Origin of the sequence: Parabacteroides sp. CAG:2, from assembly GCF_000436315.1 — a bacterium.
Classification (GTDB): domain Bacteria; phylum Bacteroidota; class Bacteroidia; order Bacteroidales; family Tannerellaceae; genus Parabacteroides; species Parabacteroides distasonis.
This window is the reverse complement of the sequence record NZ_FR885276.1, coordinates 62,948-84,016: the sequence shown is the minus strand read 5'-3', so window position 1 is coordinate 84,016 and position 21,069 is coordinate 62,948. Positions and strand designations below refer to the sequence as shown.

Here is a 21,069-nt window from a genome sequence, read left to right as displayed (position 1 = left end):
AAGAGCGGCACGCATACGAGTGTCGTCGGTGATGTTGAAGTTTTCGTCCAATGGAACGTTAAAGTCAACTCTTACAAATGCCTTTTTGCCGGCAAAATTGAAATTGTCAATTGTTTGCATAACTATTGTATTTAATGTCTGTATTAAAATGTTCTTTTAATCGCTTGCAAACTTACACAAAATATTTCATTTGGCTGTTTGCGCTTGCTTTAAATTTTATACCAATTTGAAACGTAGCCGTAATCTCCCGTCGGCATAGTCGTAATTCAATAGCTTGAAATGTCCGATCTCGGATGTATTCGCCACGTGCGATCCGATACATGCGCAGGCATCGTAATCGCCTATGCGTACGATACGTAATGTATCGCTGGCATCATCGGGCAATTTACTTAAATCCACGATACCGCCGGCCTTTTCTTTTGGCATGAACTCGATGGTTACGGGTAGGTGCCGGTCGATCACCTCGTTTATCTTCTTCTCGACCTCAGCCATGGCCTCTGCGCTAGGCTCCTCCGCCAATAGATAATCGCATTTAGACTTCTTCCTCTCTATGTGTGCGTTCTTAGACCGGGGGCATCCGAACATCCGCACCATTGTCTGGTTTAAGATATGTTCCGCCGTGTGCATAGGAGGATACTCTTGCTTGTTGTGTTCGTTTAATTGGATTTCTTGTTTCATGTATTTGATGTTTTGATTGTATTTCGTGAAAAATATGCTCAAATGTACGAAATAAATCTTTAGTTTTGTAAAGTCATAGAAAACACCTTAAAGGAACGATATGCCAGCTAAGCGCTTATTTGGAATAATATCTATCATATTTCTCTTTGTTACCTGTATATCATGTAAATCCTCTACAGACTTATCGGAGGAGAAGCGTATACTCGTGATTCAATCTTACGAAAAACATTTTCCCGCCTATGAGAAGATGAAGGAAATCATGTCGAGTGAATTGCGGAAGAAGGGGATACATGCGAGTGTCTATTCTTTTTATTTGGATTGTGAGCAATATTCGGAGAAGCAACAGCGACAGAAATTATTCAAGAAACTGAATGGGTTATCGACATGGAACCCGGATATTATTCTGGTCAATGACGATCAAGCCTTAAACGCTTTGATAAGTAGCAGGCATCCCCTCGCTAAATCGATCCCGGTCGTGTTTATGGGGGTTAGTTATCCCAATATCCCGATCATCCGGAAATATCCGAATATGACGGGCTTTTATGATAAACCGGATTATAAGAGGAATATAGAATTGATACGGCGGCTTGTTGGTAATTGCATCGTCATAAGAGTCTCGGATGATACCTTTCAGGATAATATGATGCTGGCGGACATGAATGCGCAGATTCAGGATATTTGTGCCGTGAACAATATATATTCCTTGGATCGGGTACGTTTATCCGGAAAGAACGGGATTTCGATATCGGATATACCTAAGATAAAGCCGGATACGATGTATATAAGCACACTCAGTACGAAATCGGCGAATGCCCTGATTAAGGGATTCGGCGAGAATTATTATAATAAAGCGTATCTGGCAACCAAGAGGGATTATATGACAATCTCGTTGGGGCGGCTCAGCGCCTTTCCATGTTTCTCCGTGATCAATGAGTTGATCGGAAATCAGAATGGCGTAGTTGGCGGGTATGTCACTGTCTTTAAGGATGAGGTAGAGGGGGCTGTAAACCGGGTCGTCTCTATCTTGAAAGGAACGCCCCCGTCCGATTTTCCGCAAATCGAAGGGAGTAACAAGGCTTATGTTTTTGATTACGGTGTGTTAGAACGTTGGGGCATTGATAGTAGTAAATTGCCGGAAGGAGCTATTATTGCGAATATGCCGTTTGTCGTTCAATATAAATATTATATATGGGCTGCCGGCTTTATTCTGGTGGTGATGTTGCTTCTGCTTTTTAGTTACCAAAGAAAGCGATATATACAGGAGGCTTTACATAAGAAGGATGCGCAGGAGAAGTTAAAAAGGGAGAAGACTTTTCTTTCTTTTGCGTTGGATAGCGGCAACATTTTCGCTTTTCGGTATAGCAAAGGGGTATTCGAGTTTGATAATAGATTCTACCATTATTTAGGTATGCCCTGTGTACCGATGAAAATCGAGGAGTTTCAGGATGCTATACATCCTGAAGAACTGGATAATTTCCTTCGAGACCGGAATCTGCTGGATAGTGGCTTTCTTTCCCGGAAAGTGACGCAACGTCGTTGTAACTTTAATAAGAAGGGGTATGAGTGGTGGGAATTTCGCTATGCCCAAAATAAGAATGAGAAAGATTCGGTTTCCGGTGACGAAGCTGTTGAGGTAAGTGGCTTATGCTTGAATATCCAGCGGATAAAAGATACGGAGAATAGCCTTATAGCCGCCCGCCAGAAAGCGGAGGAATCCGATCGGATGAAATTAGTCTTTCTGGCGAATATGAGCCATGAGATACGTACGCCTCTGAATGCGATCGTAGGCTTCTCCCAATTGCTCAATTCGGATATGCCTTTGGAACCGGAGGAAAAGGCGGAGTTTATAGATCTGATTACCAAAAACAGTGACCTGTTGCTTAAGCTGATCAACGATATCTTGGATCTATCACGCATAGAATCCGGTAGCATGTCTTTCTCTTATGAGAACCTCGATCTGAGTAAACTGATGGGAGATATCTTCCATACGCATCAATTGATGATGCCGGAGGGAGTGGAGTTAAAGATAAGGGTTCCCCATGAACCTCTTATCATCCGTTCGGATCATTTCCGGTTGACGCAGGTTTGTACCAATTTCATTAATAATGCGGTGAAGTTTACCGCTAAGGGATATATCGAGATCGGATACGAACTTAGCGCAGATGGAAAATCGATCCTTATTTCCGTGAAAGATACGGGTAAGGGCATTCCTGATGATAAAAAGGAAAAGGTATTCGAGCGTTTCCAGAAACTAGATGAGTTTGCCCAAGGTACAGGCTTGGGGTTAGCGATCTGCCAGAGTATCGTTCATACGTTTCATGGAAGCATATCGCTTGAATCCGAGGTTGGTGTAGGTAGTAAGTTTACGATCTCGCTACCTTATACCCCGGGGTTGGAGCTGGAGGAAAGAACTTAATTACCTTCGATGAATCGTTTATTGGCCCTCGCTTCTTCCTGCCATTGGGGGATGACGGTTTCTAAAAACTTTTGTTTGGCCTGTTGCTCGGCTTCCATATCGAGGCCGATATATTGCTGGGCTTTCGCTTTCGTGGAGATATCCGGCATCGGAACGTCTTGGGTATAGCCTAGCTGCGCTAAGACCTTCATGATCTGGATGCGGGCTTGGGTAGACTTATCGAGTCCGCTGCCCAAGATACGTGTGACTTCTTGGGGCGCGTGGAAAGCCGCCCCGTGTGAGGCCACGGCGAAGTCCCAACGCCATTGTGCCTGCCGGAGCAGTTTTAATACGTTTTTCATTTGAGATTCCGTAGCGCCTTTGTCCCAAGCGAATTTCGCTTCTATATGGGCTTTTGTCAATTCTTCCTCTACACGCATGCGTATGGCGTAGACTTTGTTTTGCCGTTCATAAACATCCTTGCGTAAGGTCTCCTCACTTTCCCGGTGGCAGGCTTGGCAAGTACGGTCTATCATCGCCAACGGGCTTTTGATATGATGGTTGTTGTACCGGTTCTCATCTTCCCCGATAGCAGGCATATGGCATTCTCTGCAGGAAACGCCTCTTTGCCCGTGAATGCCCATCTGGAATAACTCGAAATCCGGATGTTGCGCCTTTATCAAATGTGCCCGGCTTAATTTATGGGTGAAATCGGTGAAGTTTATGCTATCGTAATAGGCTTCTATATTTTCTACTGTATAACCTTGATCCCAAGGTAAGGCTAGTATACGATCTTCTCCTTGGAAATAATATTCGGCGTGGCATTGGGCGCATACTAGAGATCGCATCTCTTGCTCGGTTGCGTCCTCTATACGTAATCCGTTGCGCTTATAGGCACTTTTCAAGAATGAGCGGGTCACGCGCAATCCCATGCTCTGCGGCTCATGGCAGTCTGCGCATCCGATTGGATTCACGATCTCGTTGCCTAGCTCCGCCCATTTCTTCTTATATAAGGTCTTGGCATTGGTGGTCGTTAATAAGCGGGGTATGTCCGGACTTTTACATGCCCAGCATGCGGCAGGCTGGGGACCACTCGTCGGGGTCATGGGAGCGCCGGTCCGCAGGCTTTTGTATAGATCTTCTATGGAATACATATGCCCTCTGGGACTTAGATAATCTTTGGAGAAAGCGTATCCTGCCCATAATACCATCATTCCGGGATGTTCGGCCAAGATATCAGCTTGTTGGTTCCCATTAAACAAACTGCGGAAAGTCGTGTCCGAGGTTTGTTTCCAACTTTGGTACTCATTGGAATAACGAAGGTCTATAGAGTCGCTGTTTTGTTGATCGATTGGCTGATCATCGGTATTGTCGATGAATTTGATGCTATCTTGTCCGGTAACAGTAGTACGTAAGATCACTAATACGATAATGACGATTAGACTTATGGCTATAGAAGTTTTATAGTGTGCTTTCAAGTGTTTACCTTTTATCTTAAATAAAATATTCTTTGTATTAACTGCGAATATATGAATAATAATGATACGACCGGTAGAAATTGAAAAAATCCTTATTTCATTGCTTCCGAAGACGCTGGATGAAATAAGGATTCTCAAGTGACTCGCATAGGATTCAAACCTATAACCTTCTGATCCGTAGTCAGATGCTCTATTCAGTTGAGCTAGCGAGCCAATCTGTAAATGAATTTGAATATTCAAGTGACTCCTAAAGGATTCAAACCTTTAACCTTCTGATCCGTAGTCAGATGCTCTTTTCAGTTGAGCTAGCGAGCCAATCTGTAAATGAATTTGAATATTCAAGCCAAGATATATTCTATTGCTATCTTCGAATGGTGACCGCGACAGGATTCAAACCTGTAACCGGCTGATCCGTAGTCAGCTACTCTATTCAGTTGAGCTACGCGGCCATTGTTTCGTGATTGCGAGTGCAAAGGTACGTTTTTGTTTTAAATATGCAAACGTTTCGACTACTTTTTTGCGAATTTAATCTAACATTTTTGGATTGAAGATCAGGTAACCAATGTTTAAGCCAAAGTTGAAATTCTCCTTCGGATAACTGTATCCGTTGGCGTACAGACTGATACATAAGAATGGCAATTGCAATACGACCGCCGCTTCACCCATATAATTAAACGAGTGCAAAAACTTACCATAATGCGGGATTCCGACATACGGGTTGTTTTCCGGCACCGTCTTTTGTATTTCATAGAGTGGAGCGAAGCCATACATATCCAACCGGAAGTGCAGAAGCTTGCTTAACTTCAAGATCGGGGAAAGCCCAAAAGCCACATATTGGTTCGCCCGGAACGCCTCGTTGAATACAATCTCGCTATGGGGTGTCGGGGTAAACGCCGGGGCCTGTAATACGCTAGCCGTATAGTTATTCATGAGGTTCTTGCTGGATATGACCATTTCCGCCAAATAACCTAAGTTGAAACGGTTGCTCAGCGTCTGGTATTGGTTCCAGCGCCCTTTCAGTTGCAGCCAGCTATGCACTTTGCGACCAATCGGGGCTTCCGTCGTGGCGGAAGTGGGGGATGGGGTATACTTCTCCGTACCGGTTACGTATTGGGCGATTAGGAATTGCTGTTTTCCGCTTATCGGGTATTGTTTGGTGTTGAGTGAGTTTTGCTCGATACTTAACGAGCCGCTGAATAAATCGTACCAGCTATGGTCGAAAGAGGCGTTCGGGAAAGGTATCGTGGTGCTCTGCAAATAGAAATCGTTCAACCGTCCGTAGGCGAACCCGATCTCCGCTTTCGCGTGGTTGAGGAAGGGGAAGCCTAATTTTAGTTTCATGTACAGTTCTTTCTGCTTAATCATGGCGGGCACTATATCCTCATAAAAGAGGGATTGGCTTTCCGTGTATTTCTTGTCCGAGAAGACTCCTTGCCAATTTAAATAAGTGGGGATTTGCGTTTGCAGGTACATCCGGCCACTCAACATGACACCACTAAAGGAGTTACCCACTTGAAAGTTCGAGTTTACGTCGGCGGCGAACCGTCCCAGATATTGATACCCCAATCCTAGGTATAATTGATTCGCTTGATGAGACGATACGTTTCCACCGAAGCCAACCGTGATCTCTTCTTTCATCTTCACGTCCAGGTAAAGATCGAATTTCTTCTCTTTCCGGTTATAAACGGCATGCGGCATGATTTCCCTAATCTTGGAATAGGTCAGCATCTTGAAATAAGCCCGCTTGAACTCTTCCATGGAGAACTCGTTATTGATATCCCTGTGTAATTGGGCCTCTATGTATTTACGCTGGGCCTCGGATACGCCCGTCACGTAAATATTGCGGAAGATCAGCGGGGGAAGGTTCTCTTTATAGGCTTTTCTTCTTTCGGTAACCTCATTTAAAGGCACTTCCCGGGGAACCCGTTGCTTGATGGAGTCGATCATGGAAAGGGTACGTTTATACCCGATGTCCATAAGCTCCTTACCTTTCTGGAAATCCAATAAGGAGACGGTGGGAAAACTGAATTTAATCATCATGCCATCTTCCTCCGGTACCTCGTAATCGGTCTTTTGCATGATCATGGTCTCGATCTGGTTATAAGGATTCTCCGAAGGCTTTTTATTCCCTCCCGATACCGTCGATCCGAAAATGAAATCCGGGTGGAACGCGTCTTTCATCGGGCCTACCGGGAAATTATCGTAGATACCTCCATCGAATAAAGGAATACTGTCTTTCCATATGGGCTGGAAGAAAAACGGGAAAGTCATGGAGGCACGTACGGCGTCTCCCAGATCCCCATTCTTAAAGATGATCGGCTTTTTAGTATATATATCCGAGGCCACGCAACGGAAAGGGACAAACAGGTTGTCGAAATTCCACCCCGCCTTTGCCGTCGCCTGCGAGAACAAGGCCATGAACGCCTGATTCATCTGTATGGGATTGATCAAGCTTTGCGGTAAGAAGCTAGCCTTGATCTGTAGGGAATCGGACATATCGATGGAGAAATGCGCGAATTCCGGGGTCGGGTAAGGCTCCTTGAAATAATAGGTATATTGCTCCTCCACCGTACCTGTTTGCCAATAGGAGAACTCCTTGGAAAGCATCAGCTCCAGCATCTCCTCGGGGGAATATCCCATGGCGTATAAACTACCGATAATCGCCCCGATGGAGGTACCGGTAATGTAATCGATCGGTATATTATTTTCTTCCAGCGCCTTGATCACTCCGATATGTGCCGCTCCTTTGGCACCGCCGCCACTGAGTACCAACCCTACTTTCTGGGCGGAAACAATCTGAATGGCAGCAAGGAATAAGGCTATGATAACTGTTATTTTCCTCATATGAACCCAATCTGTTTTTCTTCTCCAAATGTAAGAAGTATTTCTTTAGAAACATAAACATTTTGTTTTTTCGTATTGTTGAGTTATCAATACAATTAAAACAGAAGATGTTATGAAAGAGAAAGAATTGAATAGGGAAGAGCGGAATAAGACCGTTATGGAGACTGGTGCTTTGGTCATGGCTGAGTTTTATGCGGATTGGTGCCCTCATTGCCAGAAAATGATGCCGATCGTGAAGGAGTTCAAGGAATTGGAGAAAGGAAAATTAGAAGTGGTACAAATCAATATCGAGGAGGAGAGCGCTCTTGCCGATTTGTATACGGTGGAATCGATTCCTACTTTTATCCTGCTACGGAAAGGGGAGGCTTTGTGGAGACAATCCGGCGAGATGAACTTGGATAGGTTGCGGAAAGTGGTCGAGGATGTCGTGGGCTGAAACTAAAAAAACCGTTCCCCCGAGAAGGAACGGTTTTTTATATATGTGAGGATTGGTTTATCCGATCAGTTCTACGCTACGTTTGATGAATTGGCTTAAGGCCTCTCCCTTCAGCATACCGTTTCCTAACAAAGCAAGGTCGATCAACTGACTAACTGTCTTGTTCGTACCGGCGTACTCGGCGAGAACTTGGTTGCGTTGCTCACGAAGCTCATCCAGCTTATGGTTGGTGTTGGTCATATCCTCTTTCTCTTGCGCCGTGATCTCATCTTCTTTCTTTTTGCTTTGAGCCTCACGTAAGTCGGCTTGACGAGCCTCCCACCCTTTGATATCGCTAAGGATCGGTTTTAACTTCTCGTCGCAAGCTTGCTCCTCTTCAGTTAATACTTTCTTGATCAACGGATGATCCGTATTCAATACGAAGTTGAAGCTATCCGGCATCTCGCCATAGAAAGACATACCCGGTTGCATAGCGGACATCTCACGCATTCTTCGCATATACTCGCTTTGTGTCAACATGACAGGGTTCGCGTTTTCGCCCAATGCCTCGAATGTTACGTAGAACTCGGTCTTGTTCAATTTCGGCATCTGACTCTTGAATACTTCCTGCATGGCCATTTTCTGCTCCTCGCTCAAGGTTACCTTATTCGAGTCTTCCTTGCGGATCAGGTTATCGATCGTATCGCTATCCACACGAACGAAGCGGCTCTTCTCGAACTTCTGCTCCAATTGTCCGATCAAGTGTACATCCAATTGTCCGTCCATTTCCAAGACGCTGTAACCTTTGTCCTTTGCGGCTTGTATATAGCTGTATTGCTCGTCTTTATTGGTGGTATACAGATAGATTAAGTTACCCTCTTTGTCTGTCTGGTTGTCCTTGATTAAGTTCTTGTATTCCTCGAAAGTGAAGTATTTGCCTTCGACGTCCTTGAATAAGGCGAACTTAACCGCACGGTCGTAGAACTTCTCATCAGTCAACATACCATATTGGATGAATAGTTTCAAGCTATCCCATTTCTCCTCGAACTGCGGGCGGTCGTTCTTGAAGATCTCTTCCAAGCGGTCTGCCACCTTCTTCGTGATGTGGTTGGAGATCTTCTTCACGTTCTGATCGCTTTGCAAATAGGAACGGGATACGTTCAACGGGATATCCGGCGAATCCAATACACCATGCAATAATGTCAAGAACTCAGGAACGATACCCTCTACGGAATCCGTAACGAATACTTGGTTGCAATATAACTGGATCTTGTTACGATGCAAGTCGATATTGCTCTTGATGCGAGGGAAATATAAGATACCGGTCAAGTTGAACGGATAGTCTACGTTCAAGTGAATCCAGAACAACGGCTCATCCGTCATAGGATATAAGTCACGATAGAACTTCTTGTAATCCTCGTCGGTCATATCGGCCGGTTTGCGAACCCATGCCGGTTTGGTGTCGTTGATTACGTTATCTTCGTCCGTATCTACATATTTGCCATCCTTCCACTCTTGCTTCTTGCCGAACGCAATAGGAACCGGTAAGAAACGGCAGTATTTTGTCAATAAGCCATTGATCTTATCCTTGTTCAAGAAATCTTTATTCTCGTCGTCGATATACAGGATAATATCGGTACCGCGATCCTCTTTCGTCGTTTCCTCCAAGGAGTATTCCGGCGTACCGTCGCAGCTCCATTTCATGGGAACAGCGCCTTCTTTGTACGATTTCGTCACGATCTCTACTTTCTTGGAAACCATGAAAGAGGAGTAGAAACCAAGACCGAAGTGACCGATGATAGAAGCGGCGTCGTTCTTGTATTTCTCAACGAACTCCTCGGCGCCAGAGAAAGCGATCTGGTTGATGTACTTATCGATCTCCTCGGCCGTCATACCGATACCCCGGTCAGAGATCGTGATCGTTTTGTCATCGAACTTAACCTGTACGGTCAAATCGCCGAGTTCGCCTTTAAACTCGCCTACGGAAGAAAGCGTTTTTAACTTCTGGGTAGCGTCTACCGCATTAGAAACAAGTTCACGAAGGAAGATTTCGTGATCACTGTATAAGAACTTCTTGATAATCGGAAAGATGTTTTCCGATGTTACTCCGATGTTACCTTGTTTACTGCTCATAGTCTGAATATCTTATTATTTTTATTGTTATTTTGTGCGTATTCCTGATCCTGATCATTCTCAAGATCCGCCTATTCCTATACAAAACGAATGCCAAAATGTTTCGGATAAACTATAAATGACAAAAAGGCAGATGCCGGCTGATAGATTTGCAGCCGGGCATAGTTTGATCAAACCATATCATCTCCTGTCTTGGCGAATGTAACACGGATGGTTTTATGGAATGGGATAAAGCGGGATACGATCGCTATGCATAAGGAGATGACTAATAAATACCCCAGTATCTCTTTTAACGCCAATAATAAGCTTTGTTGCTGTAACGTATTATAGAGTGTATTGGTAGCCATTTGCGCTGCCTCGTCGTAGGGATGCCCTTGGGTCAAGGCATTGCCAAGCGCTTGGTTATAGCGTGAGGCGGCTAGAGGATCGGCCAGCGTAACGGTTTCTGATAAGGAATACATATATTTTTGTTCCAAGCGATATAGTATATTACTGTAAAAAGAAGTCGCCATGATGGGGGATAATACTGAACGGAAAATGATGAGAAAGAAAGCGTTTGACAATAAATATTTAGGATTTAAATCTTCCACGGCAAATAAGGCGAAAGCTATGATAAGAACCATCATGCCCAATCCCCTGAGGAATATAGGAAAGTAGAGCATCTCGTATCTGCTATCCGGTGAGATCCCGAAATAAAGGCTCCCGAAGAACAGGACGAAACAACTCATTCCTCCCGCTATCAAGAAACGAAACCGCCAACGTTGCCACCGGAACCACCAAAAACAGATGAACGCCCCCAAGACATATCCCGGAAGCAAATAAGTATAAAGGGAATAGGTGTGAGTGCTGTCTACCTTTAAGATACTGGTCAGGTAGCTGGTCAACAAGGTAGTCGAAGTACTGAAAAACATGACAAGCATCATATAGAAATAACCGATAATGGCTTTCGGTTGGTATAAAGGCGCCAGATTCACGTACGGACGTTCCGAATGATATTGATACCAAATAAATAAAGCGATCAATATCGGGGCGATCATGATATAAAGGCAAATCTTGGGGGATGCCATCCAGTCGAGTACTTTCCCGTAATTAATGACATACATAAGCATTAACAATCCGATGGATATGATGAACATTTCCCGGATGTGTAGATCGGCCAAGGGGATGGACTTGATCGGCCGGTTATGGCGGAAGCAGATGATTACCATTACTATGGCCAATAAAATCATTAGCATCATGAAGTAATACATATATTTCCAGTCGTAATGGTAGGCTAACTGTGCGGTAACAAGCATGGATGCTTGTCCCCCTCCGAAAACAAAAGGATAGAAGTAAGAATAGAATTGGCTACGTATATTTTTAGGGCTGAATATCTTTTGCGAGTACCGGATAAACCACAGCATGAGAAACCCTTTCAGGAAACCGATCGCGAAACTACAGACGATCAATATGTCGGCGTTCTGGGAGCGGGCACAGATCCAGCTTAGGAAGAACTGGGCGACTAAATCCGCCAACAATAAGAATTTGATGGAGAAGGCTTCCAGTATCTTCGGGATAATCGGATAGGATACCGCCATTCCCGCCGCTGCCGCGTAATATCCCATGGTTATATCCTCGGTGTTCGTGCCTAGCGTGTTTGATACCTCCAGCATACTGCCGGTGTACGAGCCGTTTAGCATCGTGACCGGAAGGATAACGATGAAGATACAGATCAATCCTAACCAGTCCGGCACCCATTGGCGGATCGGTGCCCCAAGCTCTTTCATCGTGATCATTTGCGTAAGGCTTCTGTTTCAACCATCATGCCTGCTCTTAAATATTGCGTATCTTCTTGCGATAGATTTTCCAAGTCTATCCGTACCGGGATACGTTGTTGTACCTTGACGAAGTTTCCGGCGGAATTATCGGTCGGGACTAATGAGTATTTGGAGCCTGTGGCGTCGGAGATTGCGGTTACCTCCCCGTTGAATATCTTTCCCGGCAACGCGTCTACCTTGATACGTACTTTCTGCCCGATATAGATGTGGGGGATCTGGGTCTCCTTGTAATTGGCCGTGATCCATTTGTCTTTATCTCGTACGAGGTAGGATATCGTTTGTCCGGCTTGCACGTATTGTCCGGGCTCTAAGGTCCGTCTGCCTACATGACCGTCGTAAGGGGCGGTTATAACGGTATAGGAAAGGTTTAACCTCGCTAAATCTAGATCCGCTTCTTTTCGTAAGATCGCCGCCTCGGCTCCTGTTGTCTTCTTGCTGGTTTCGGTGAATTGGGAGAAAGCGGCTTTCTTTTGTTCCACCAACGCCTGATATCGGGCTTGCGCCGCCTCGAAAGCGGCCTTGGATTGCTCGTATTGTTGCTCGGGGATCGATTCTTCTTTCAGCAGCCGCTCAAATCGGTGATAATCCTGTTCCAATTGCCAAAGCTTGGCTTTAGCCTCGGCGATGTTGGCGTCTTGTACGGCGATGTTCGTATGGGAGGTCTCGATACCGGAACGAAGTACGTCTTGTGATCCTTGGGCGTCGATCAACGCGGCCTCTGCCTCTTTTACCTTGATCCGATATTCCCGATCGTCCAATATGAGAAGTGTGTCCCCTTGGTGAACGTACTGGTGTTCCTTGAAACGGACCTCTTTTATGTAGCCGGAGGCACGTATATTTAGTGGGGCGATATATTGGTCCACAAAGGCATCGTTTGTCACCTCATAATTGATGTAACGCCAGAAATAATTGGCTGTCCACCAAATGCCGGAACCGGCTAAAAGGATACATATGGAGTTTAATACTATATTCCGTGTCCTTACTTTCTTTAGTCTTTGATGTTTCTCTTTTAATTCGTTTGCCATAGTCGTTGTTTCTTTTTAGAGACGGCCGCAAGCCTTCTGTAGTTGATAGTAAGTGTAAATCACGTGGGTACGGGTATTCGTGAGCTGTAGCTCCGCGTTGAGGAGAACCGAGTTCGCGTCGAGTAAGTCGGTTAGGATCGCCAATTGGTTTAAATACCGGTTTTGCATGATCCTGTAGTTCTCTTGAGCTTGCCGTACGGATAACTTCAAGGCTTCCACTTCTTGTAGAGCTTCCTTATGACGTAAGAACGCGGTGCGCACTTCTATACGGATTTTCTGTTTTTTCTGTTCCTCCTCGTTTTTATGTAACGAGACCATCCATTTGCTTTCCTTTATCTTATGGTTGTTTTTATATAAAGAGGATAAAGGGTAGGAGAGCGACAGACCTATGTTCCAGTTGTTATTGTACATATCCGCTAATGTTCGGGAGACTGGACGTGCCAATGTGTTCGACGCATATAGCGATAGGCTGGGTAGCGATGAGGCTTTAGTCAAACGTATATCGTTTTGGGCTAACTCTGTTTGTTTCCGGAGTAGACGTATCGCCGGATCATTGGAATAGGCTTGGGCTACATAATCTTCGTAAGTTTCTAAAGATACGGTTTGGTCCAGTAACGTGGTGTCTGGCTTGAGCAACAGATTCTCATCGAGACCGATCAGGATATCCAATTGCTGTGATACCAGTATGAGGCTATTATCCGTTTCTTGCAAGGATAGGCGGTCGTTGGTTAATTGCATCTCGCTTCTTAATACGTCGTTATTGGTTATCAGTCCCTCTTTTTTCATACGCCGGATATCTTGCAGGCGGCGTTCCGATTCCTCGATATTACGGGAAAGCACCTCACGTTGTTTAAACAGGCTGAAAAGACCGATGTATTGATTTAATAGACTGAGCTTGATCTCACTCTGGTCTGTGAGCGTTTGTAAAGAGGCGACTTCTTTCTCCAGATCCGCTTTCCGGATGGAATACCGGATTTTACCGCCTTGGTATATCGGTTGGGTAAGGTCGATGGCATAGTTCTGGGACCAATCGGGCGCTTCCGGGCGAGTCGGGTGGGCAAGCCCTTGCTCAAAGAGGATCGGTTGCCCTACATATCCACCTTTCAAGCCGATTTGCAGGTCTGGTAATTGTGCGGAACGGGCCGTATGCGTTCTCTCTCGCGCTATCGATTCTTTTAAGATGTCTGCTTGGATCTGCAGACTGTGCCGTACGCCTCTCTCAAAAAGCTGGTCGATGGTCAAGAAGAGCGAATCCGTTTGGGCGATTGCCGGAAATGTAGCGACCGTCATACAAAAGAGGCTCAATACGTGCTTTTTATATATTCTCAAGGACATTATGTACTGCTTTTAATTCGGATAACATGGTTTCTACGTTCTCTATTCCGATAATATGCTCCGCATGTACATAAACCTGATCAAGGATCGGGCGAATTTGCTTTTTGAATTCTTCTCCTTCCGGGGTTAGGAAAACCAGTTTGTTCCTCCGGTCCTCGGGATCTTCTTTCCGATGGACGTAGCCTTTCTTCTCTAAATTGTTCATTAGGTTTGTCAGACAAGCCTTATCCTTTGCCGTTCTCTCTGCCAAGACCTGTTGGGTGATACCTTGTTCGTGCCATAGGCAACTCAAGATTTGAAGCATCTCAAATGTTATACCGGCGTTGTTCTTTTTCAGCGTTCGTTGCATAGACCGACGAAATGCCATGCGTGTGCGGACAACTTGTAACATAAGTTCCCGGAATTCTTTACCTTCTACCATTACTTATAATTCTTTTAAACTTGCTGGGCGCGAAGATAGCGTTTTTTCTCGGATTAGTCAAATGTTTAACTAATTAGCGTCTCGCTAATAAAGTATGTTTGCCATCTAGGTGGCACAGCTTTGCCATCGGCGTGGCACGGGCTTGCCATCACTATGGCACGGGTATGCCATCAGTGTGGCACAGCTGTGCCAAGGCGATGGCAGATGCTGGCACAGTATGTGTATGAAAGACAGGCGTATAGACTGAAAGCGTAACAAACCCGTGGAGTGATTCGTTACGCTTTCTGTTTAGTTCTCGTTTACGAGTTTAAGATGCATTCTTCTTTATCCAAACGCCTCCTTCAATTGCTTCACCCATCGCTCGATTCGTTTGTCGGTTTGATCCGGTTGGTTTTCCAAATCGAGGACTAAGCCAAGTAGTTTGCCATTTTTCAAGGCTTTGGAGGCATTAAAGAAATAATCATCCGAAGAGGTCTCGCCTACTAAAGTCGCTCCACAGGAGGTGAAAGCGTCCGCCAGTATGCCGACTCCATCGGCGAAATTATCCGGATAATTCGTTTGATCTCCAAGACCGAAAATAGCGACCTTCTTATTTTTAAGGTCTAAAGTGACCAGTTCCGGGATGATCTCGTCCCAATAGGTGGGAAGTTCGCCATCGAACCAAGTAGAGGTTCCTGCGATTATATGGTCGTAAGCCTCGAAATCTCTTTTCCATGCGCTTTCAATAGGGATGATATCGATCTGATCCTCCCCGAAAGCTTTTCTTATTTTATTGGCGACAAAGGTTGTTTTCTCTGTGCCCGTTCCGTAAAATAATCCTGTTTTCATTGTGATGCTTTTAAAGATTTAACGAATGTGGATCTAATAAAGCAGCAGTTCTTTTGCCGCATGATAGATGGTCTCCTCGTTGGGGAGGATGGCCCGTTCCAAGACCGGATGGAAACCAACCGGAGTGAATAGGGAACCTACCCGTTGGATCGGAGCATCCAAGTACTGGAATAGTTCCGAGCCGATGATGCCGGCAATTTCCGCTCCGAAGCCAGAGAAGACCTTGTCCTCATGTACGATCAATACTTTACTGGTTTTCTTCACCGAGTTGAAGATCGCCTCTTTATCCAATGGTATCAAGGTACGAAGATCGATAACCTCCAGTTCCCAGCCTTTTTCTTTGTAAAGAAGCTCGGCTACGTTGAGGCAAAGATGGGTCGTATTGCCATAAGTGATGATCGTCAGATCTTTTCCCGGACGGCGGATACGGGCTTTCCCAAACGGAACCTCGAAATCCTCGGGGACAAAGGTGGAGGCTTCTACCGCGTTGTAGAGCGCTTTCGGTTCCAGATAGAGCGTAAAGCCTTTAGAACGCATACTCGTCCGCAACAGTCCGGCGGCATCATCCGCGAAAGAGGGATAAACAATCCGGGCACCGGGTAATGAGGTCAATGTGCCCTCAATGGTCTGGGAATGATAAAGCCCTCCTCCGATATAGCCTCCGGAGGCTAGGCGCAAAGTGATGTTTGGGGTAAATTGCCCGTTGCTGCGCCAATACTCATGCGTACATTCCACGTATTGCTCGACGGCCGGCCAGAAGTAATCGGCGAATTCTGCGCCCTCGATCACTACATGGATCTTCGGGTCAAAGCGGCACATACCGTTCGCTGTCCCTACGATATAATCCTCGGCGATAGGGGCGTTGAAGACTCGCTCGATACCGAATTCTTGCTGCATGCCTTTCGTGATGTTGAATACGCCACCCTTTTCTTTATTGGCTACATCCTGTCCCCAGATAAACGTATCCGGGTTGTGCCGGAACTCCGCTTTCAACGTCTTGTTGATCGCCGTAACTAGCGTTTCTTTCTCTCCTTCCTCGTTTTGAACACCTTCTTTGTATTTTTGAGGTTGATAAGGTTCCGGGAGGACGTAATCCTTGACGGTAGACGGATCGGGATCGGGGGCGGCCATCGCTTTCCGATTGGCGGCTTTCAGGTCTTTAGCCGCTAGATCCGCGATCTCTTTCAATTCTTCCTCGGTGAAACGTCCGTAACGAATCAGCATGCGATGGAATTTGTATAAAGGATCGGCGGACTTTACATAGGTAAGCTCGTTCTCATCACGATACAAGGTATGTTTATCGGAGTTTGAGTGGGAGCCTATCCGTACGCAATTGGCCTGAACGATCACGGGAGTCCGGTTGGCGATCGCGTACTCTTTGGCCTCGGTCATGGCATTCATGGAATCGAACACGTCTTTTCCATTGCAATGGATAATACGTAAATTCTTGAAGCCAGAGAAGTTATCGGCAACTTTACGATTGGCCGTCTGGTCCTTTTTGGGGACAGAGATACCATATCCATTGTCTTGGAAGACAAAGATAACCGGCAGTCGCTCATTGCTGGCGCCATTGATTGCCTCATACACATAGCCTTCGGAAGCGGCCGATTCACCGTGCGAGGTAATCGCTACGCCTTTCTGTCCATAGTAAACCATCGCCCGTGCCACGCCGGCGGCATGGAGATCGTGAGTCGCCGTAGCGGAAGAAACGTTCTCGATATGCCATTCCATCTTAGAGAAGTGGTTAGACATGTGGCGGCCGCCACTGGTCAGATCGGTCGCCTTGGAGATACCGTTCAGGATGATCTCCTCGGCAGTCATTCCCGCCGAGAGAACCGTCAACATATCCCGGTAATAGGGGAAGAGAAAGTCCGTATCCTTATCGAATACTTGTCCCATGGCGAGTTGTATCCCGTCGTGCCCGGCATACGGGGCATGATAAGACCAGCCGAGAGATTGCAATAAATAGGAGGGAGCCTTCTCATCGATCGCCCTTCCGAGCGTCATAAGGTAAAACCATTTCCTGAGAGTCTCCTTATCTGTTGTTTTTATATCATACTTTTTCATGTTGTTCTATTATAATAATGTATTAAGCGTTCCAATTCTCTAGTTCGTCGGCGATGGAACGTAAAAAGGCTCCCGCCAAAGCTCCGTCCACGATACGATGGTCGTAGGAGAGTGAGAGGTACATCTTGTGACGGATAGCGATCGTGTCTCCCTCGGGCGTCTCTACTACCGCAGGCTTCTTCTCGATATAACCGACGGCTAGGATCGCTACTTGAGGCTGATTGATGATCGGGGTGCCGAACAGACTCTTGAAGGTTCCGAAATTCGTAATCGTGAACGTTCCGCCTTGGATGCTATCCGGGGCGAGCTTATTCTCACGGGCTTTAGCCGCCAAGGTATCTATTTGTGAGGCGAGGCCACTTAGGTTCAGCTTATCGGCATCGTGTATAACCGGGACAATTAAATTTCCGTCGTTTAAGGAAACCGCTATACCTATATTAATAGGCTTCTTTAGGATGATATTGTAACCGTCCACAGATGAATTTACTAATGGATAGGCTTTCAACGCTTTGGCGGTCGCTTCGGTAATAGCCGGCATATAAGTTAGGTTGATGCCTTCTTGCTTGAAGAATTGATCCTTCACTTTTTTACGCCAGTTAACCAGTCGGGTCACGTCTACCTCGATAACCGACGTCACATGCGGAGATACTTTTTTCGATAATACCATATGGTCCGCAATGATCTTACGTACACGATCCATTTCTCTCACCTCGTCTCCTTGAGCGAGTGGAGCGGATGGAGTGGCCGCTGTCATAGGCATGGAAGGAGCGGTCGGCGGCGCTACCGTAATTATCGGCGTGCTCGTAGCCGTTTGCTGCATGGAAGAAACAGGAGCCTGTTTCGGTTTCGGCATTTCCGTACCTTTATTTTTGTGATCGATATACGTTTGAATATCTTTCTTACTGAGACGTCCCAGATATCCGGTACCCGGAATATGATCCAGTTCATCTTGCGATACACCGGCAGCTTTCGCTAATTGCAATACTACGGGAGAATACCAACGATCTTCCTCTTGGGAATTCTTTGATAATTCCTCTGAGGCGGGAGCGGGGACTTGTTCTTTCGGTTGAGTAGCCTCCGAGGTTTCCGGCTGAGCTCCGTTATCCTCTCCTTCACCTTCGATCTCAAGGATCGCTACGACTGTACCGACCGCTACGGTGTCTCCCTCATTAAAAAGAAGTTGTTTTACTTTTCCCTCAACGGGGGATGGAATCTCAGCGCTTACTTTCGCTGTGCTTACTTCGAAAAGGACATCATCTTCCTCTACGGTATCACCTACCTTTACCGACCATGAGATGATGGTTCCTTCTGTAATACTTTCGCCCAACTTAGGCATCTTTATCTCAAATGTAGCCATATTTTGATTTTTTAATTACTGTCATATAGTGGGAGACGGGGCGTACCCCGTCTCTACAAACGGTATATAATAAGAACAAAGATTAAGAAGGTAAGTTTCTGTATTATAGTGTATAAGTGTTAAAGTTCCAGCTGGCTGTAGCATATTTCTGCTCTTTAAGCCTATAGATGGCTTCCAAGTCTGCTTGCGTGAAGGAATAATCCTGTATGCCCGGATTATTGATCGTGAAATAATAAAGAAGCGCTTTCTTAAAATGCTGGATGGAGATAGATGCCGGAAGATGAGCGCTGATATTCGTGACCGGACTCCGTACAGATTTAACGAATGTCGATCGTTTGCCTCCTGTTTTCTCTGGTGTTTGACGGGATGTACTTTTCAAGGAGGTGACGAGCCTATCCAGATCGGTGGAAAACAATAAGGTAGCATGGTGCATATACCGATTCTTATGGATACTCTGTGCGCTACCCGATATTTTAAATCCTCCGATAGTTAGTCCTTTCCGTTCATCCATCTCGACATGTACTCCCAATGTCTTGAGAAAATTCATGATCTGGATGGTATATTTGTCGGTCTGCATAATCTGGCCGGTCTCTATAAATGTAAGATTCAGGTTTCCCGGATCATGGTAAACGGCACCACCACCGGAAAACCTGCGTGCTATCTTGATTTGTTGGTCTTGTACGAATTTGAGATTTACCTCGGCCCATACATCCTGATGCTTACCGATCACGATTGATGGTTCATTCTGCCAAAGCATGAAAATATTCTCTTTGAAATTCTTGAGCAGATACTCTTCGGCGGCCAAATTGAAGTATGGATCCGTTTGTGTATTGTGAATGCAAAGCATCAGGAAACTGTTTTAGTTAGGCGTTTTATTAGATATATAAACTTTCGTGGAGGATCTCACTGACTGTCGGATGCGGGAAAATATTTTTCTTAAATTCATCGACTGTATAACCATTCTCGACAGCGATTCCGGCGGTGACGATAATCTCGGATGCCGGATTCCCTAGTAGATGGCAACCGATGATACGATCCTCGTCGTCCGTGATCAGTTTACATAAACCATTACCATTCTCGTTCTCTGCGACGAAACGTCCGGAATAGGTCATCGGGATCTTTTGAACACGGAAACTTTCCCCATTCGCTACCAATTCCTCTTCTGTCTTACCCACGCTCGCCAATTCCGGATTCGTATAAACTACCGCCGGAATGGCTTTATAGCTCATCTCGTCCGGTATGCCTAGGATATGGTGTATGGCAACTTCCGCTTCCCGGTAAGCCGTATGTGCCAGCAGGGAAAAACCGGTAATATCTCCAGCCGCATATACATGTGGATGGGAAGTCAGCATATGTTCGTTTACCTTTACACCGGCCCCTTGTATTTCGATCGCTAGATTTTCTAGTCCCAGACTCTTTGTAATCGGACGGCGGCCCACGCTCACCAATATTTTATCGGCTTCAATCGTGTCTGCCTTGCCGTTTTTCTCAACAAAGACTTTCTCTGCGGATACCTCTGTAACTTTGGTATTCAAGAAAAACTCTACGCCTTTTTTCTTATACTCGGATCGAAGCATCGCTGAGGTTTCTTTATCCATATTCCCTAATATCTCGGGTAGCATCTCGATTACCTTCACCTTTACGCCCATACTGTTAAAGAATGAGGCGAACTCCATTCCGATCACGCCACCACCGATAATCGCTAACGATTTTGGCAAATCGTTGAGATCAAGGGCTTCCCGGGAAGTCCAATACTTGACCTCAGATAATCCTTTGATAGGAGGGATCACGGTTTCAGAGCCTGTACATACTAACACATTCTTCACTAAATACTCTTTTCCATCACAGTGAATCCGTATATTTCCAAACTCCTCTCCGGTGATTCGTGCCTCTCCTTCTACGATGGTGACGCCGTTACCCGTAAGCCGGGCTTTTACCCCGAGCGTAAGTTTACGGACGGTCTTGTTCTTCCGGTCGATAATCTTTGCCAAGTCGAAACTTGGGTCTTTCATCGCCACTATACCATATTTGGAGGCACTTTTGATACTGTCTAGTATCTTGGCGGAGTATAAAAGAGTTTTTGTCGGGATACATCCCTCGTTTAGGCAGACGCCACCGATAGCGTTCTTCTCGAAAAGGATCGTTTTTAATCCATTCTCCGAAGCCCTTTCGGCGGCGGTTTTTAACCCATTCTCCGAAGCCCTTTCGGCGGGGGTGTAACCCGCAGGTCCACCGCCTATGATTGCTATGTCATATTCCATATACATTAATTATAA

Annotated in this window: 16 protein-coding genes and 3 tRNA genes; 2 read left to right on the top strand and 17 right to left on the bottom strand. The window is 45.7% G+C overall.

The genetic code is table 11. From position 1 onward, the window contains the following. Together pgk and QVP94_RS06170 are read right to left on the bottom strand one after the other, a co-directional pair. A partial coding sequence (gene pgk, locus QVP94_RS06175) for a phosphoglycerate kinase (RefSeq protein WP_288213189.1) occupies nucleotides 1-120 on the bottom strand: 120 nt, incomplete at its 3' end. 96 nt (nucleotides 121-216) lie between these two features. After that, nucleotides 217-678 carry an alanyl-tRNA editing protein gene (locus QVP94_RS06170; protein ID WP_009017259.1) on the bottom strand — a complete coding sequence of 154 codons (462 nt, stop codon included), beginning with the start codon at nucleotides 676-678 and terminating at the stop codon, nucleotides 217-219. A 100-nt stretch (nucleotides 679-778) separates the two neighbouring features. On the opposite strand from QVP94_RS06170, the gene QVP94_RS06165 reads away from it, so the two are divergent. Next, nucleotides 779-3,094, top strand: a complete 2,316-nt coding sequence (locus QVP94_RS06165) for a sensor histidine kinase (protein WP_005857660.1) — start codon at nucleotides 779-781, stop codon at nucleotides 3,092-3,094. Here the strand turns inward: QVP94_RS06165 and nrfA are convergent. The 5 genes from nrfA to QVP94_RS06140 all read right to left on the bottom strand — a co-directional run bounded on the left by nrfA (nucleotide 3,091) and on the right by QVP94_RS06140 (nucleotide 7,395). Continuing rightward, a complete protein-coding gene (nrfA, locus tag QVP94_RS06160; RefSeq protein ID WP_005857658.1) occupies nucleotides 3,091-4,551 on the bottom strand; it encodes an ammonia-forming cytochrome c nitrite reductase in 1,461 nt (486 codons plus the stop codon). The genes QVP94_RS06165 and nrfA overlap by 4 nt on opposite strands. Nucleotides 4,552-4,690: 139 nt before the next feature. After that, nucleotides 4,691-4,764, bottom strand: a tRNA-Arg gene (locus QVP94_RS06155). Nucleotides 4,765-4,792: 28 nt separating this feature from the next. After that, nucleotides 4,793-4,866: transfer RNA gene (locus QVP94_RS06150), tRNA-Arg, on the bottom strand. Nucleotides 4,867-4,923: 57 nt separating this feature from the next. Next, nucleotides 4,924-5,000: transfer RNA gene (locus QVP94_RS06145), tRNA-Arg, on the bottom strand. A gap of 76 nt (nucleotides 5,001-5,076) precedes the next feature. Next, nucleotides 5,077-7,395 (bottom strand): patatin-like phospholipase family protein, encoded by a 2,319-nt coding sequence (locus QVP94_RS06140; protein ID WP_005857656.1) that lies wholly within the window; start codon nucleotides 7,393-7,395, stop codon nucleotides 5,077-5,079. Nucleotides 7,396-7,507: 112 nt separating this feature from the next. Here QVP94_RS06140 and QVP94_RS06135 point away from each other — a divergent pair, with 112 nt between their 5' ends. Then, on the top strand, nucleotides 7,508-7,831 hold the full coding sequence (locus QVP94_RS06135) for a thioredoxin family protein (protein ID WP_005857654.1): 324 nt from the start codon (nucleotides 7,508-7,510) through the stop codon (nucleotides 7,829-7,831). Nucleotides 7,832-7,888: 57 nt separating this feature from the next. Here the strand turns inward: QVP94_RS06135 and htpG are convergent, their stop codons facing one another. From htpG to lpdA, 10 genes are all read right to left on the bottom strand, one after another. Further along, nucleotides 7,889-9,943, bottom strand: a complete 2,055-nt coding sequence (gene htpG, locus QVP94_RS06130) for a molecular chaperone HtpG (protein WP_005857652.1) — start codon at nucleotides 9,941-9,943, stop codon at nucleotides 7,889-7,891. A 170-nt stretch (nucleotides 9,944-10,113) separates the two neighbouring features. Then, complete coding sequence (locus tag QVP94_RS06125; protein WP_022192205.1) at nucleotides 10,114-11,718, bottom strand: MFS transporter; 1,605 nt, start codon at nucleotides 11,716-11,718, stop codon at nucleotides 10,114-10,116. Continuing rightward, on the bottom strand, nucleotides 11,715-12,785 hold the full coding sequence (locus QVP94_RS06120; protein ID WP_009017263.1) for an HlyD family secretion protein: 1,071 nt from the start codon (nucleotides 12,783-12,785) through the stop codon (nucleotides 11,715-11,717). Before QVP94_RS06120 ends, QVP94_RS06125 begins: the two co-directional genes overlap by 4 nt. Nucleotides 12,786-12,800: 15 nt before the next feature. Next, nucleotides 12,801-14,120: a TolC family protein gene (locus QVP94_RS06115; protein WP_005857646.1), complete on the bottom strand. Its 1,320-nt coding sequence runs from the start codon at nucleotides 14,118-14,120 to the stop codon at nucleotides 12,801-12,803. Continuing rightward, a complete protein-coding gene (locus QVP94_RS06110; RefSeq protein ID WP_005857644.1) occupies nucleotides 14,101-14,541 on the bottom strand; it encodes a MarR family winged helix-turn-helix transcriptional regulator in 441 nt (146 codons plus the stop codon). The genes QVP94_RS06115 and QVP94_RS06110 overlap by 20 nt, the downstream gene beginning before the upstream one ends. A 324-nt stretch (nucleotides 14,542-14,865) precedes the next feature. Then, nucleotides 14,866-15,369: a flavodoxin gene (locus tag QVP94_RS06105; protein WP_005857641.1), complete on the bottom strand. Its 504-nt coding sequence runs from the start codon at nucleotides 15,367-15,369 to the stop codon at nucleotides 14,866-14,868. Between the two features lie 33 nt (nucleotides 15,370-15,402). Beyond that, nucleotides 15,403-17,436 (bottom strand): alpha-ketoacid dehydrogenase subunit alpha/beta, encoded by a 2,034-nt coding sequence (locus QVP94_RS06100; RefSeq protein WP_005857640.1) that lies wholly within the window; start codon nucleotides 17,434-17,436, stop codon nucleotides 15,403-15,405. A gap of 22 nt (nucleotides 17,437-17,458) precedes the next feature. Beyond that, the gene (locus QVP94_RS06095) at nucleotides 17,459-18,793 is read right to left on the bottom strand and encodes a dihydrolipoamide acetyltransferase family protein (RefSeq protein ID WP_005857638.1); all 1,335 of its coding nucleotides are present in this window, start codon (nucleotides 18,791-18,793) and stop codon (nucleotides 17,459-17,461) included. Nucleotides 18,794-18,896: 103 nt separating this feature from the next. After that, complete coding sequence (locus QVP94_RS06090) at nucleotides 18,897-19,640, bottom strand: lipoate--protein ligase family protein (RefSeq protein ID WP_005857636.1); 744 nt, start codon at nucleotides 19,638-19,640, stop codon at nucleotides 18,897-18,899. Between the two features lie 28 nt (nucleotides 19,641-19,668). Continuing rightward, the gene (gene lpdA / locus QVP94_RS06085) at nucleotides 19,669-21,054 is read right to left on the bottom strand and encodes a dihydrolipoyl dehydrogenase (protein WP_288213187.1); all 1,386 of its coding nucleotides are present in this window, start codon (nucleotides 21,052-21,054) and stop codon (nucleotides 19,669-19,671) included. Nucleotides 21,055-21,069 lie beyond the last annotated feature (15 nt).

Excerpts from the sequence above, each read along its gene's own strand:
- QVP94_RS06170 (WP_009017259.1), bottom strand. The coding sequence starts at position 678 with ATGAAACAAGAAATCCAATTAAACGAACACAACAAGCAAGAGTATCCT.
- QVP94_RS06165 (WP_005857660.1), top strand. The coding sequence starts at position 779 with ATGCCAGCTAAGCGCTTATTTGGAATAATATCTATCATATTTCTCTTT.
- QVP94_RS06140 (WP_005857656.1), bottom strand. The coding sequence starts at position 7,395 with ATGAGGAAAATAACAGTTATCATAGCCTTATTCCTTGCTGCCATTCAG.
- QVP94_RS06135 (WP_005857654.1), top strand. The coding sequence starts at position 7,508 with ATGAAAGAGAAAGAATTGAATAGGGAAGAGCGGAATAAGACCGTTATG.
- htpG (WP_005857652.1), bottom strand. The coding sequence starts at position 9,943 with ATGAGCAGTAAACAAGGTAACATCGGAGTAACATCGGAAAACATCTTT.
- QVP94_RS06125 (WP_022192205.1), bottom strand. The coding sequence starts at position 11,718 with ATGATCACGATGAAAGAGCTTGGGGCACCGATCCGCCAATGGGTGCCG.
- QVP94_RS06120 (WP_009017263.1), bottom strand. The coding sequence starts at position 12,785 with ATGGCAAACGAATTAAAAGAGAAACATCAAAGACTAAAGAAAGTAAGG.
- QVP94_RS06115 (WP_005857646.1), bottom strand. The coding sequence starts at position 14,120 with ATGTCCTTGAGAATATATAAAAAGCACGTATTGAGCCTCTTTTGTATG.
- QVP94_RS06110 (WP_005857644.1), bottom strand. The coding sequence starts at position 14,541 with ATGGTAGAAGGTAAAGAATTCCGGGAACTTATGTTACAAGTTGTCCGC.
- QVP94_RS06105 (WP_005857641.1), bottom strand. The coding sequence starts at position 15,369 with ATGAAAACAGGATTATTTTACGGAACGGGCACAGAGAAAACAACCTTT.
- QVP94_RS06100 (WP_005857640.1), bottom strand. The coding sequence starts at position 17,436 with ATGAAAAAGTATGATATAAAAACAACAGATAAGGAGACTCTCAGGAAA.
- QVP94_RS06095 (WP_005857638.1), bottom strand. The coding sequence starts at position 18,793 with ATGGCTACATTTGAGATAAAGATGCCTAAGTTGGGCGAAAGTATTACA.
- QVP94_RS06090 (WP_005857636.1), bottom strand. The coding sequence starts at position 19,640 with ATGCTTTGCATTCACAATACACAAACGGATCCATACTTCAATTTGGCC.
- lpdA (WP_288213187.1), bottom strand. The coding sequence starts at position 21,054 with ATGGAATATGACATAGCAATCATAGGCGGTGGACCTGCGGGTTACACC.